Genomic DNA, 13,507 nt, shown 5'->3' with positions numbered 1-13,507 from the left:
ACGAAGGCCATTCGCAATTCACATCGGGCATTCGCGTATCAGGCCGTACCCTGTCGTAGTTCAATAACCATTGTCCGGAGACTCTATTCCATTTTATATCACAATATGATCCTTTCAAGCCGCGAACGCTGTCGTCGGCACGCCGCGGCGCTCCGGTCTGTCACTTCCGCGGTCGTTTCAGGATCAGGCGTGGCCATCTGATCCGGGCTCATCCAGTTATTTACTTGACATCTAAATTATCAAGGACTAAATTAAATTCAGAATCCACGTCTGGAGCACGGCATGCGCATCGTCTGTATTGGGGGAGGCCCGGCTGGCCTGTATTTCGGGCTCTTGATGAAGGGCCGGAACCCGCAGCACGAAGTGACGGTTGTCGAACGCAACCGTCCGTATGACACGTTCGGCTGGGGCGTCGTGTTCTCTGACCAGACGCTCGGCAACCTGCGCGCGGCCGACGCACCGAGCGCAGACAGCATCCTCGACGCGTTCAACCACTGGGACGACATCGAGATCAACTTTCGCGGCAAACAGGTCCGTTCGTCGGGCCACGGCTTTTGCGGCATCGGACGCAAACGTCTGCTGAACATCCTGCAGGCGCGCTGCGAGGAACTCGGCGTCAAGCTTGTCTTCGAAACGCAGGTGACCGACGACGACGTCTATGACGCCGACCTCATCATCGCCTGCGACGGCGCCAACAGCGCAATTCGCCAGAAATACGTCGCCACGTACCAGCCCGACATCGACATGCGCAACTGCCGCTTCGTCTGGCTCGGCACGAAGAAACTCTTCGACGCATTCACGTTCGCGTTCGAAGAAACCGAATGGGGCTGGTTCCAGGCACACGCATACCGTTTCGACGACAGCACGTCGACGTTCATCGTCGAAACACCCGAGCACGTATGGCGCGCAGCGGGTCTCGAAGAAATGAGCAAGGAGGAAGGCATCGCCTTCTGCGAGCGTCTCTTTGCGAAATATCTCGACGGCAATCCGCTACTGTCGAACGCAAGCCATCTGCGCGGCTCGTCGCAATGGATCCGCTTTCCGCGTGTCGTCAACAAGGAATGGGTGCACTGGAAGCCACGTGCCGATGGCGGCACGACGCCGGTCGTCCTCATGGGCGATGCAGCCCATACCGCGCACTTTTCAATCGGCTCGGGCACGAAACTCGCCCTCGAAGACGCGATTGAACTGGCCAGAAGCATCGGCGCGCATCCCGATAGCCTCAGCGATGCGCTCAAACATTACACCGAAGTCCGCAGCGTCGATGTTCTGCGCATCCAGAACGCTGCGCGCAATTCGACGGAATGGTTCGAGAACGTCGAGCGCTATACGTCATTCGATCCGGAGCAGTTCGCGTACTCGCTGCTGACGCGTTCACAGCGCATCTCTCACGAAAACCTTCGCGCACGCGATGCACGCTACGTGTCGCAGTTTGAAGACTGGCTCGCGAGCGAAGCGGGCATGACGCGCGAGGAAAGCAAACGGCCGGTCCCGCCCATGTTCACGCCATTTACATTACGCGGCGTGACGCTCAAGAATCGCGTCGTCGTTTCGCCGATGGCGCAGTATTCGGCGATCGATGGCATCGCGGGCGACTATCACCTGATGCATCTCGGCGCGCGTGCCATGGGCGGCGCTGCGCTCGTCATGACGGAGATGACGTGTGTCTCGGCAGAGGCACGTATCACGCCGGGATGTCCCGGCATGTACGCCCCTGAACACCTCCACGCCTGGCGCCGGATTGTCGACTTCGTGCACGCGCAGTCGGATGCAAAGATCGGCTTGCAGCTCGGACATGCGGGCGCCAAGGCATCGACGCGCGTCGCGTGGGAAGGCATCGACCAGCCGCTGCCCGATCACAACTGGCCCCTCGTTTCCGCCTCACCGCAGCAGTATCTGCGCGGCGTAAGCCAGTGGTCACGCGAGGCGACGCACGACGACCTGCGCACCATCGAAGCGCAGTTCGTGCGCGCGACAGAAATGGCAGCAGAAGCATCGTTCGACTGGCTCGAACTGCATTGCGCGCACGGCTATTTCCTGTCGAGCTTTCTTTCACCGCTCACTAACCATCGTCGCGACGAATACGGCGGCTCGCTCGAAAACCGTTTGCGCTATCCACTGCAGGTGTTCGCTGCGATCCGCAAGGTCTGGCCGGCCGACAAACCGGTTTCGGTGCGCATTTCCGCGCATGACTGGGTCGACGGCGGCACGACACCGGATGACGCCGTCGCGATTGCACGCGCATTCAAGGCGGCCGGCGCGGACATGATCGACGTGTCGTCAGGACAGGTCAGCAAGGAAGAGAAGCCCGTCTATGGCCGCATGTTTCAGACGCCGTTCGCCGACCGCATACGCAACGAAGCGGGCATCGCCACGATCGCGGTTGGCGCGATCTCGGAAGCGGATCACGTCAACAGCATCATCGCGGCCGGGCGCGCCGATCTGTGCGCGGTGGCGCGCCCGCATCTGGCAAATCCTTCGTGGACGCTCAACGAGGCTGCACGCATCGGCTACTTCGATGTCGCGTGGCCCAAGCAATACAGCGCCGCGAAATCGCAGCTCGAGCGCAATCTCGAACGTGAGCGCGCTCAGGCCGTGGAAAACGCGCGGCTCTCGCCACAGGAACGCGCAGAGCGCGCGGAGGGCACATCGTGAGCCAAAAATGGCCAGGCGTTGAAGGACGGCACGCGGTCGTCACAGGCGGCGGCAGCGGTATCGGCGCGGTCACCGCCGCCGCGCTCGTGCGCGCGGGCGCACGCGTCACGTTGATGGGTCGCGACACGGCAAGACTCGAAGCGCAACGCGCAGCGTTGAGCGGTTCAGGCGAAGTGAATGTTATTAGCCTAGACGTTACGCAGGAATCCGCGGTCACGGCGGCATTTGCCGAAGCTACTGCACGCCTCGGCGCCGTCGACGTGCTCATCAACAACGCGGGGCAGGCGCAGGCCGCGCCGTTCGCGCGCACCGACATCGCCCTCTGGCAGCGCATGCTCGACGTGAACCTCACCGGCGTTTTTCTGTGCACGCGCGCGGTGTTGCCCGAGATGCTCGAACGCAACGCGGGCCGCATCGTCAACGTCGCGAGCACGGCGGGGCAAACGGGCTATGCGTACGTCGCGGCGTATTGCGCGGCGAAGCACGGGGTGATCGGACTCACACGGTCGCTCGCGCGTGAGGTCGCGACGCAAGGCATCACGGTGAACGCAGTGTGTCCCGGCTATACGGAAACAGAACTGCTGCGCGCATCGCTGGACCAGATCACCGCGACCACTTCTCGCAGCGAGCAGCAGGCGCGCGAAGCGCTGCTGCGCCAGAACCCGCAACGCCGCTTTGTGGCACCGGAAGAAGTCGCCAACAGCGTGCTCTGGCTATGCAGCGCCGGCTCCGATGCGATCAACGGACAGTCGATCTCGGTATCAGGCGGAGAAATAGAATGAGCCCCACCGCAAAAATGAAAAAAACCGCTGTTGCTGAAACAAAGACAACGCGCAAAGGCGTCGCCAAGCCGGCCGGGAACGTCGTCGATCTTGAGATGAGCACAGGCGCGGACAGTCACATGGGGCTGCGCCTCTGGCTGCGCATGTTGACCACGACGAACCTGGTGCAGGCGGAATTGCGCAAACGTCTGCGCGCCGAATTCGACACGACGTTGCCACGCTTCGACCTGATGGCTCAACTTGAACGTCATCCCGACGGACTGAAGATGACCGAGCTGTCGCGTCGCATGATGGTAACGGGTGGCAATGTCACAGGCATTACCGATCAACTGGAACAAGAAGGCCTGGTCGTGCGCGATGTCGATCCGAACGACCGCCGTTCGATCAGCGTGAAGCTCACGGCTGAAGGCCGCAGGTCCTTCGACAAGATGGCGATCGCGCACGAACAGTGGGTCGTCGAAATGTTCGGCGGCCTCGATCTCGACGAGAAATCGCGGGTGCATGGGCGTCTCGGCAAGCTCAAGCAGCATTTGCTCGACAACCTCGGCAACTGATACGGACAGGATGGAAGGGAGACGTTCATGACACAACACAACGCCGATGCGCTCCTCGCGGGCAATCGCGTGACGCTCGCGAACTACGAAGCGCGGCATTTCGGATGGACGGTCAGCGCCGGTGTGGCAACGGTCACGTTGAACCGCCCCGAGCGCAAGAACCCGCTGACGTTCGAATCGTACGCGGAGCTGCGCGACCTCTTTCGCCAACTGGCGTATGCAACGGACGTGAAGGCTGTCGTAATTCACGGCGCGGGCGAAAACTTCTGTTCGGGCGGCGATGTGCACGAGATCATCGGTCCATTGATCGACCTGCCCATGCCGGAACTGCTGATGTTCACGCGCATGACAGGCGATCTCGTGAAAGCGATCCGTCATTGTCCGCAACCGGTCATCGCAGCAGTCGACGGCGTGTGTGCAGGCGCAGGCGCGATTCTCGCGATGGCGTCCGATCTCCGGCTGGGCACGGCACGCAGCAAGCTCGCATTCCTGTTTTCGCGGGTCGGTCTTGCGGGCTGCGACATGGGTGCGTGCTCGATCCTGCCGCGCATCATCGGCCAGGGGCGGGCTACCGAGCTGCTGCTCACAGGCCGTTCGGCGAGCGGCGATGAAGGCCTCGCATGGGGCTTCTACAACCGCCTGTGCGAACCCGCTGCACTCCTCGATGAAGCCGCAAAACTTGCGGCCGAACTCGTCGCCGGTCCCACGTTCGCACACGGCATCACAAAGAAGATGCTGCATCAGGAATGGAGCATGAACGTCGACGAAGCGATCGAATCCGAAGCGCAGGCGCAGGCGATCTGCATGAGCACCCGCGACTTCGACCGTGCGTATCGCGCGTTTGCCGCGAAGTCGCGTCCCGTGTTCGAGGGAGACTGAGTTGAACGCATTCGCTAAACCGGATATGCACAGCGCGCTCGCGTGGCCGTTCTTCGAAGACCGGCACCGTGAACTCGCAGCCGGCATCGAGGCCTGGTCCCGCGCACATCTTCGCGATGAACAGCACGATGACGTCGACGCGACGTGTCGCCACCTTGTCCGCGCGTTCGGCGAAGCGGGCTGGCTGAAATACGGCGTCGGCGGCGTCGCATACGGTGGTCATGGCGACACGATCGATACGCGCGCCGTGTGCCTGCTGCGCGAAACGCTCGCCAGACATTCCGGCCTTGCCGACTTCGCGCTTGCGATGCAAGGCCTTGGCTCCGGCGCGATTTCTCTCGCAGGCACGCATGAGCAGAAGCAACGCTATCTGCCTCGCGTGGCCAGCGGCGCAGCCATTGCCGCGTTCGCGCTCTCCGAACCCGAAGCAGGATCGGACGTCGCGGCGATGGCCCTTTCGGCGCGCATCGACGGCGACGCGTACGTACTGGATGGCGAAAAGACGTGGATTTCCAACGGCGGTATCGCCGACTTCTACGTTGTCTTTGCGCGAACTGGCGAAGCGCCTGGGGCACGCGGCATCAGCGCATTTGTCGTCGACGCCGATACGCCGGGTCTGGAAATCGCCGAACGCATCGACGTAATCGCGCCGCATCCGCTTGCACGTCTTCGCTTTACAGGCGCGCGCGTGCCGCGCGGCCAGATGCTCGGCACGCCTGGCGAAGGCTTCAGGATCGCGATGCGCACGCTCGACATCTTTCGCACGTCGGTCGCCGCGGCTTCGCTTGGCTTCGCGCGTCATGCGATGGAAGCGGGCCTCGAGCGCGCGGCATCGCGCAAAATGTTCGGCCAGACGCTTGGCGACTTCCAGTTGACGCAGGCAAAGCTCGCACAGATGGCCTTGACCATCGACAGCAGCGCGTTGCTTGTCTATCGCGCAGCGTGGCTGCGCGATCAGGGCGAAAGCGTCACGCGCGAAGCGGCCATGGCGAAATGGCATGCCAGCGAAGGCGCGCAGCAGGTGATCGACGCGGCCGTGCAGTTGTGGGGCGGCATGGGCGTGCAAAGCGGCGTGGCCGTCGAAATGCTGTATCGCGAGATTCGCGCGCTGCGGATTTACGAAGGCGCCACTGAAGTGCAGCAGCTGATTGTCGGGCGCGATGTGCTCAAGGCGCACGCTGCGCAACACGCAGGCGGAGAACCGAAGCCATGAGCGCGTCATTCGAATTGCCCGTGCGCATCCGCTTCGCGCATTGCGACCCGGCTGGCATTGTCTATTTCCCGCAGTATCTGGTGATGACGAACGCGCTCGTCGAAGACTGGTTCACCGAGCGCCTCGCCATCAACTACGCGCACATGATCGAAACGCGGCGCGTCGGCCTGCCCATCGTCAAGCTCGACTGCGAATTTTCGCGTCCAAGCAGGATGGGCGAGACGGTCACGCTCTCGCTTTCGCTCGCGGCCAAAGGCCGGCGTTCCATCCGGATCGATATCGTCGGCCGTTGTGGCGACGAAGTGCGTTTTCGCGCGCATCAGGTGCTGGTCACGACGTCGCTCGAATCGGGCGCGTCGATCGATATTCCCGACGACATCGCCGCCGCGCTGGCCGCATTCGCCCCGCATTGCCCATCCACGCAGGAGCTTCGCTCATGAAAAAATCTCTGCTTCCCGCCGGTTGGGTCAAGCCGCGCGGCTACGCAAATGGCGTCGCCGCGAGCGGCACGCAGGTCTTCATCGCCGGACAGATCGGCTGGGATGAATCCGCGAAATTCCAGAGCACGGAATTCGCCGCGCAGGCGATCCAGGCGCTGCGCAACATCATCGCGGTGCTGCGCGAGGCAAACGGCAAACCGGAGCACCTGGTGCGCCTGACGTGGTACGTCACCGACAAGCGCGAGTATCTCGCTTCGCTCAAGGAAATCGGTGGCGCGTTTCGGGAACTGATCGGCGACTACGACATCGCAATGAGCGCGGTTCAGGTGGTCGCGCTCATCGAAGACGAAGCAAAGGTTGAAATCGAAGCGACCGCAGTGATTCCTCACGAAGCCCGCTAAACACATCACTCGCTCCGGGAGACCTTGATGGAACCGTCAGCACACGTCGATACCTTCGCGCGCGACAATCTGCCGCCGCAGGATCAATGGCCGGTGTTTCTGCTGGACAACCCGGACGGGGCGTATCCCGCACGCTTTAACTGTGCAACCGAACTGCTGGATCGCAGCGTGGAAGCGGGATATCGGGACCGTCCCGCGATCTGGTCTGAAGTGGACGGTCGCGCACACGCGACCACTTACGGCGAGTTGCTGGCGATGGTCAATCGCAGCGCTCACGTGCTTGTCGAAGACATGGGCCTGCGGCCCGGCAATCGCCTGTTGTTGCGCGGCCCGAATACATTGCAGATGGCGGTCGCGTTTCTTGCGGCGCTCAAGGCCGGCCTCGTCGTGGTACCGACCATGCCGCTGCTGCGCGCAAAGGAACTCCGGCAGATCATCGACAAGGCAAAGATCGGCGCGGCACTATGCGACGCACGTCTTTTCGACGAACTGAAGCGCTGCGCGGACAGCAGCGATGAATACCATTGTCCGGACCTCGGGCAAATGCGGGTCTTTCACGACGATTCGCCGGAGTCGCTCGAAACGCTCGCCGTCAATAAACCGGATACGTTTGCCGCATGCGATACAGCCAGCGACGATGTCTGCCTGATCGCATTCACGAGCGGCACCACGGGCGCGCCCAAAGGCTGCATGCATTTTCACCGCGACGTGCTCGCGATGTGCGATCTGTTTCCACGTCACATACTCAAGCCAGCATCCGGCGACGTGTTTTGCGGCACACCGCCGCTCGCGTTCACATTTGGCCTCGGCGGCATGCTGTGTTTTCCGCTGCGCGCCGGCGCATCGACAGTGCTGATCGAACGGCTCACGCCGGAGACGTTGCTGCAGACCGTCGAGCGCTTTCGCGCGACGATCATGTTCACCGCGCCCACGTTCTATCGCCAGATGGCGCCGCTGCTGCCGCGCTTCGATGTATCGAGCCTGCGCAAATGCGTGTCCGCTGGCGAGGCGTTGCCCGATTCGACGCGCGCGCTGTGGCGCGACGCGAGCGGCATCGAGATGATCGACGGCATCGGCGGTACGGAGCTGATCCATATCTTCGTTTCCGCGGCGGCGGATAATGTGCGCCCCAACGCAATCGGCCGCGCGGTGCCGGGGTACGTCGTGCAGGTTGTCGACGAAGCGATGCAGCCTGTACCGCGCGGCACGATCGGCAAGCTCGCAGTGCGCGGCCCGACCGGTTGCCGCTATCTTGCGGACAGGCGTCAACTGAACTTCGTGCGGGACGGCTGGAACCTGCCCGGCGATTCGGTGTATCAGGACGAAGACGGCTACATCTTCTACCAGGCACGCGCCGACGACATGATCGTATCCGCGGGCTACAACATCTCCGGTCCAGAAGTCGAGAGCGCGCTGATGCAGCATGAGGCGGTGGCGGAATGTGGCGTGGTGGGCGCGCCGGACGAAACGCGCGGCCAGATCGTCAAGGCGTTCGTCGTGCTGCGCCCCAACTTTGCGCCCAGCGACAAACTGGGCGCACAACTCCAGGAGTTCGTAAAAAATACGATTGCGCCATACAAATACCCGCGCGTGATCACGTTCATCGAAGCCTTGCCGCGCACTGAAACAGGCAAGCTCAAACGGTTCGCGTTGCGTGCGATGTAGCTCATCACGACAGAATCGTTTGCAGCATTTGAAGGGCAGTGACGCTTAAGCAGGGTCAGGGTGGCCCGCTGCATTGCAGCAACGAGATGGCGGCAAGTAGAGCCCCATCTCCAGCGGACGCCCTTATGATGTGACCTCCGCGGCCACACATACGACCTGCCCATGCTGACTGTCCATCACCTGAACAACTCACGCTCGCAGCGTGTGCTATGGCTGCTTGAAGAACTTGGCGTGCCATACGAGATCAAGCGCTACCAGCGCGACCCAAAGACGATGCTCGCACCGCCGGAACTGCGCGCCGTACATCCGCTCGGCAAGTCACCCGTCGTTACCGACGACGGCCTCACCATTGCCGAATCTGGCGCCATCATCGAATACCTGACCGCTCAATATGGAAACGGTCGTCTGGTTCCGCCCGTGGGCACACCGGAACACCTGCGTTACACCTACTGGCTGCATTACGCGGAAGGCTCGGCGATGCCGCCGCTGCTGCTCAAGCTCATCGCGTCCCGCATTGCATCCGCACCGATGCCGTTCTTTGCCAAACCGGTCGCAAGGAAAATCGCGGGGACGCTGCAAAGCAGTTTCGTCGATCCGCAACTGGCACGGCATTTCACGTATATCGACGAAGAATTGCGCACCACCGGCTGGTTTGCAGGCAGCGAGTTCAGCGCCGCCGATATCCAGATGAGCTTTCCGCTCGAAGCCGCCGTCGCACGAGGCGGACGCAATGCGGATTTCCGGCACATCGTCGATTTCGTGCAGCGCATTCACGCGCGGCCCGCGTATCAGCGCGCGCTGGAGCGCGGCGGCCCCTATGCGTTGCCCGGCTAAACGTCTGTTACTGCCACGCGTCAGATCCCGTACTAAACTTCGAGTCGGGTCGATTCGCACCTGACCAGAGTCGGGTCCTTTTCATTTCACGCGCGGCAAACGTAAAGGGAACGTACGCATGACGCACCACATCGAAGGCAACAAACGCTGGCTCGCGCTGATCGTGCTATGCATGGGCGTGCTGATGATCGTCCTCGACACGACAATCGTGAACGTCGCGCTGCCTTCGATCGCCGCGGACCTCGGCTTTTCTGAAACTTCGCTGGTCTGGGTCGTCAATGCATACATGCTGACGTTCGGCGGCTTCCTGCTGCTGGGCGGCCGGCTCGGCGACCTGTTCGGGCATCGCCGGCTGTTCCTTGCCGGTATCGCGCTTTTTACCGTGGCGTCGCTCGCGTGCGGCGTATCGGCAACCCAGGCGCTGCTTGTCTGCGCGCGCGCCGTGCAGGGTCTGGGCGGCGCTGTCGTCTCGGCCGTATCGCTGTCGCTCATCATGAATCTGTTCACGGAAACCGGCGAGCGCGCGAAAGCAATGGGCGTCTATGGTTTCGTATGCGCGGGCGGCGGCAGCATCGGTGTATTGCTCGGGGGCCTGCTGACCAACGTGCTGAGCTGGCACTGGATTTTTCTCGTCAATCTGCCGATCGGCATCGCGGTCTATGCGCTCTGCCTCGCGCTGCTTCCGCCCGGACGCGGCCAGCAGCAAGGCGGCCGGCTCGACGTGGCGGGCGCGGCCAGCGTGACGGCGTCGTTGATGCTCGCAGTCTATGCGATCGTCAACGGCAACGAGGCCGGCTGGACGTCATTGACGACGCTCGGCCTGCTCGCCATCGCCATCGCGTTGCTCGCGCTCTTTCTGTGGATCGAATCGCGCGTGCGTCATCCGTTGATGCCGCTGGGCCTCTTCGCGCTGCGCAATGTCGCGACGGCTAACGTCGTCGGCGTGCTGTGGGCCGCCGCGATGTTCGCGTGGTTCTTTATCTCCGCGCTCTATCTGCAGCGCGTGCTCGGCTATCCGCCGATGCAGGTCGGCCTCGCGTTCCTGCCCGCGAACGTGATCATGGCGTTCTTCTCGCTGGGACTTTCGGCGCGGCTTGTGATGCGCTTCGGCCTGCGTCTGCCGCTGGCGGTGGGTCTTCTGATCGCGGCGTGCGGCCTTGCGCTTTTTGCACGCGCGCCGGTCGATGGCCACTTCGCGCTCGATGTGCTGCCGGGCATGCTGCTGCTCGGCTTCGGCGCGGGTATCGCGTTCAATCCGTTGTTGCTCGCCGCGATGAGCGACGTGAAGCCGGAAGATTCCGGCCTCGCCTCGGGCATCGTCAACACGGCGTTCATGATGGGCGGCGCACTCGGTCTTGCGATTCTTGCAAGCGTTGCCGCCGCGCACTCGCAGCAGCTGCTCACGCATGACGCGCCCGCACTCGTCGCGCTGAATGCGGGGTATCACATGGCGTTCGTGGGCGGGGCGATCTTCGCGGCGATCGCGGGTCTGCTCGGTGGAGCGTTCCTGCGCGACCGGGTGCCCTCCGCGCAGGGCGGAGCGCAAGGCGCACACGGCGCACCGGAACGTTCCGGCAACAAGGCGCCCGCCGGCAACGGCTGATAGCCGGAAAACCGATGCGCAATCGCGATCAAATGCGCCGCATTCGACGCGGCTATGCTGGTTCCATGCTGATATGAGAGCTGGCATGAACCCCGTCGGAAAAGCGCTCTGGTTTATCGAAAGCCACTACGCGGGGGATATCACGCTCGACGATATCGCGATGTGCGGCTGTGTTTCGCGCTTTCATCTGTCGCGAGCGTTCGAAGCGGCGACTGGCCGCACGGTGATGCGTTATGTGCGCGGCCGTCGTCTTTCCGATGCGGCCCGTGCGCTTGCGGATGGCGCGCCCGATATCCTGACAGTCGCCGTCGAAGCGGGCTACGGTTCTCACGAAGCATTCACCCGCGCGTTTCGCGACCAGTTCGGCGTCACCCCCGAAGCGGTCCGTGCGCAAGGCACTGTGTGCAACATCGATCTCGTGGAGCCCATCAAAATGGACGAATCCTTTCTCAAAGACCTCGCGCTGCCGCGCATCGAAACGGGCAAGCCATTGCTGGTAGCAGGCCTGAGCGAGCGTTACCACTACGAGCGCAGCGACGGCATTCCCGCGCAATGGCAACGCTTCGGCCCGCAGATCGGCAAGATCCCTGGACAGGTTGGCAATGTGGCGTACGGCGTGTGTTTAAACAACGATGACGCGGGCAATTTCGACTATCTGTGCGGCGTCGAAGTCACGGATTTTTCAGCGCTGCCCGCGCATGTCGCGCGCGTGCGGATTGGCGAACACCGTTACGCGATCTTCGACCATCGCGACCACATTTCGGCCATTCGCCGCACCTGGAACACCATCTGGAACAAGTGGCTGCCGGAGTCCGGACACGAAGTCGCGGATGCGCCCGTGTTCGAGCGCTACGGCGAGCAGTTCAGTCCGACGACCGGCATGGGCGGCGTCGAACTCTGGATCCCGCTGAAGTCGTGACACGGCTGACAAGGCACCCTTCGTCGTGACGCGCGGATCGCAGGCAAATAGCACACATCGCTACGATTCGCGTGCCTGCACCATCGTCTCGATCACGTTCCTGAGTTGTGCGACCAGCCCGTCGGTGCTATCGGCGGGCACGCCCGCATAACCGAGCACGAAGCCGTTGTAACGGTGCTCATCGGGCGCCGGCAGGCAATAGCTGCTCACCGGCGGCACGATGATTCTTCTGGCAAGCGCTTCTCTCGCCACGTCGACATCGGAAAGCGGCGCATCGAGACGTACCGTGAGATGCATACCGCCCGCGCCGCCCGACACCGTCACCACATCGCGCAAATGACGGTCGATTGCTTCGAGCAGCGCTTCACGCCGTTCCGAATAAAGCCTGCGCATACGGCGCAGATGCCGGCTGTACATCCCGCTATCGATGAAGTCCGCCAGCGCGATCTGGTCCGCAACGCGCCCGCGACGAGAGATCTCGCCCATCGTCAGCGAGATCGCACTCGCGAGCTGCGCGGGCACGACCATGAAGCCGAGCCGAAGCGCAGGAAAGAGCGTCTTGCTGAACGTGCCGACGTACACCACCGGCGTATCCGCAGCGAGCCCCTGCACCGCCGAAAGTGGCGGCCCTTCGTGACGGAACTCGCTGTCGTAGTCATCCTCAATGATCCACGAGCCGTGTGCGCGCGCCGCGTCGATCAGCGCGACGCGCCGCTCCAGGCTCAGCACGCTGCCGAGCGGATACTGGTGCGATGGCGTGATGTAGATCAGCCTGGGCGGCGACTGCCGCCAGTGTTCGGGCGTCGGCGCGATGCCGTGCGCGTCGACGGGAACCGGCACGACACGCAGGCCGGTCGCCTGAAACGCGGCGCGCGCGCCGTTATACCCGGGGTTTTCGATCCACGCGATGTCGCCGCTATCGGCGAGCACACGCGCGGCGACGTCGAGGCTCGTCTGCGTGCCGTCGGTGATGAACACCTGATCGATGTCGCAGCGCACGCCGCGCGAGACCTTCAGGTAATCGGCCACTGCGCGACGCAGCCACGGATGCCCGTGGCTGCCGCCATAACCGAGATCCGACGCATCGACACCGCGCCACGCGCGCTCCATCGCTGCGCGCCATTGCGCAATCGGAAATTCGTCGAGCGCCGGCAATCCGGGGCGAAACGCCACGAGCTCCTTCAACGCATCGCGGTCGTTCCTGAGTCCCGCCACGCGCTTTGACAACGTGGCAGGAAGCGGCGCGCCGAGGCGCTTCGACGAAGGCTTCTGCAAGCCCGAATGCGCGACCACCGAACCGTGGCGGCCGGCTTCGATAAAGCCTTCCGCGGCCAGACGCTCGTAGGCGTACAGCACGGAGTTGCGCGCAATGCCGAGTTCGTCGGCCAGCACGCGCGTTGCGGCAAGTCGCGCGCCCTGCGCAATCGTGCCTTCGAGGATCGCGCTGCGCAGCGCTTCGTAAAGCATCCGCTGGCGCGGCAGCTTGCGGCCGTTCTGCTGTTGCGCGTATGCGGAAAGAAGCAATCCGAAATCCATTGAATCGTGGCTCCAGAATCTGATGG

12 protein-coding genes are annotated in these 13,507 nt (G+C 63.0%); 11 read left to right on the top strand and 1 reads right to left on the bottom strand.

Annotated features, from left to right (window positions below):
• Nucleotides 1-282: 282 nt before the first annotated feature.
• The 11 genes from LPA36_RS20205 to LPA36_RS20155 all read left to right on the top strand — a co-directional run bounded on the left by LPA36_RS20205 (nt 283) and on the right by LPA36_RS20155 (nt 11,945).
• Nucleotides 283-2,655: a bifunctional salicylyl-CoA 5-hydroxylase/oxidoreductase gene (locus tag LPA36_RS20205; protein ID WP_228880588.1), complete on the top strand. Its 2,373-nt coding sequence runs from the start codon at nt 283-285 to the stop codon at nt 2,653-2,655.
• Nucleotides 2,652-3,437 carry an SDR family NAD(P)-dependent oxidoreductase gene (locus LPA36_RS20200; protein WP_228880587.1) on the top strand — a complete coding sequence of 262 codons (786 nt, stop codon included), beginning with the start codon at nt 2,652-2,654 and terminating at the stop codon, nt 3,435-3,437. Before LPA36_RS20205 ends, LPA36_RS20200 begins: the two co-directional genes overlap by 4 nt.
• Nucleotides 3,434-3,991, top strand: coding sequence for a MarR family winged helix-turn-helix transcriptional regulator (locus LPA36_RS20195; protein WP_228880584.1), 558 nt, complete (start codon nt 3,434-3,436; stop codon nt 3,989-3,991). Before LPA36_RS20200 ends, LPA36_RS20195 begins: the two co-directional genes overlap by 4 nt.
• A 27-nt stretch (nt 3,992-4,018) precedes the next feature.
• Entirely contained in the window at nt 4,019-4,870 is an 852-nt protein-coding gene (locus tag LPA36_RS20190; protein ID WP_228880581.1) for an enoyl-CoA hydratase family protein, read from the top strand.
• 25 nt (nt 4,871-4,895) lie between these two features.
• Nucleotides 4,896-6,083: an acyl-CoA dehydrogenase family protein gene (locus LPA36_RS20185; protein ID WP_228881126.1), complete on the top strand. Its 1,188-nt coding sequence runs from the start codon at nt 4,896-4,898 to the stop codon at nt 6,081-6,083.
• A gap of 20 nt (nt 6,084-6,103) precedes the next feature.
• Complete coding sequence (locus LPA36_RS20180) at nt 6,104-6,523, top strand: acyl-CoA thioesterase (RefSeq protein WP_407674311.1); 420 nt, start codon at nt 6,104-6,106, stop codon at nt 6,521-6,523.
• Entirely contained in the window at nt 6,520-6,924 is a 405-nt protein-coding gene (locus LPA36_RS20175) for a RidA family protein (RefSeq protein WP_228880577.1), read from the top strand. The genes LPA36_RS20180 and LPA36_RS20175 overlap by 4 nt, the downstream gene beginning before the upstream one ends.
• A gap of 27 nt (nt 6,925-6,951) precedes the next feature.
• Complete coding sequence (locus tag LPA36_RS20170) at nt 6,952-8,589, top strand: AMP-binding protein (RefSeq protein WP_228880574.1); 1,638 nt, start codon at nt 6,952-6,954, stop codon at nt 8,587-8,589.
• Between the two features lie 162 nt (nt 8,590-8,751).
• Complete coding sequence (locus tag LPA36_RS20165; protein ID WP_228880573.1) at nt 8,752-9,423, top strand: glutathione S-transferase; 672 nt, start codon at nt 8,752-8,754, stop codon at nt 9,421-9,423.
• 118 nt (nt 9,424-9,541) lie between these two features.
• Complete coding sequence (locus LPA36_RS20160) at nt 9,542-11,026, top strand: MFS transporter (protein ID WP_228880571.1); 1,485 nt, start codon at nt 9,542-9,544, stop codon at nt 11,024-11,026.
• Nucleotides 11,027-11,111: 85 nt separating this feature from the next.
• Complete coding sequence (locus LPA36_RS20155) at nt 11,112-11,945, top strand: AraC family transcriptional regulator (RefSeq protein ID WP_228880569.1); 834 nt, start codon at nt 11,112-11,114, stop codon at nt 11,943-11,945.
• A 60-nt stretch (nt 11,946-12,005) separates the two neighbouring features.
• On the opposite strand, the gene pdxR is transcribed toward LPA36_RS20155, so the two are convergent.
• Nucleotides 12,006-13,481 carry a MocR-like pyridoxine biosynthesis transcription factor PdxR gene (gene pdxR, locus LPA36_RS20150; RefSeq protein ID WP_228880567.1) on the bottom strand — a complete coding sequence of 492 codons (1,476 nt, stop codon included), beginning with the start codon at nt 13,479-13,481 and terminating at the stop codon, nt 12,006-12,008.
• Nucleotides 13,482-13,507 lie beyond the last annotated feature (26 nt).

Source organism: Paraburkholderia saeva (genome assembly GCF_907164555.1).
GTDB classification, from domain to species: Bacteria; Pseudomonadota; Gammaproteobacteria; order Burkholderiales; family Burkholderiaceae; genus Paraburkholderia; species Paraburkholderia saeva.
The sequence above is the reverse complement of the archived record's forward strand: the minus strand, read 5'-3'. Positions and strand labels throughout refer to the sequence as shown.

Excerpts from the sequence above, each read along its gene's own strand:
- LPA36_RS20205 (WP_228880588.1), top strand. The coding sequence starts at position 283 with ATGCGCATCGTCTGTATTGGGGGAGGCCCGGCTGGCCTGTATTTCGGG.
- LPA36_RS20175 (WP_228880577.1), top strand. The coding sequence starts at position 6,520 with ATGAAAAAATCTCTGCTTCCCGCCGGTTGGGTCAAGCCGCGCGGCTAC.
- LPA36_RS20160 (WP_228880571.1), top strand. The coding sequence starts at position 9,542 with ATGACGCACCACATCGAAGGCAACAAACGCTGGCTCGCGCTGATCGTG.
- LPA36_RS20190 (WP_228880581.1), top strand. The coding sequence starts at position 4,019 with ATGACACAACACAACGCCGATGCGCTCCTCGCGGGCAATCGCGTGACG.
- pdxR (WP_228880567.1), bottom strand. The coding sequence starts at position 13,481 with ATGGATTTCGGATTGCTTCTTTCCGCATACGCGCAACAGCAGAACGGC.
- LPA36_RS20170 (WP_228880574.1), top strand. The coding sequence starts at position 6,952 with ATGGAACCGTCAGCACACGTCGATACCTTCGCGCGCGACAATCTGCCG.
- LPA36_RS20155 (WP_228880569.1), top strand. The coding sequence starts at position 11,112 with ATGAACCCCGTCGGAAAAGCGCTCTGGTTTATCGAAAGCCACTACGCG.
- LPA36_RS20185 (WP_228881126.1), top strand. The coding sequence starts at position 4,896 with ATGCACAGCGCGCTCGCGTGGCCGTTCTTCGAAGACCGGCACCGTGAA.
- LPA36_RS20195 (WP_228880584.1), top strand. The coding sequence starts at position 3,434 with ATGAGCCCCACCGCAAAAATGAAAAAAACCGCTGTTGCTGAAACAAAG.
- LPA36_RS20165 (WP_228880573.1), top strand. The coding sequence starts at position 8,752 with ATGCTGACTGTCCATCACCTGAACAACTCACGCTCGCAGCGTGTGCTA.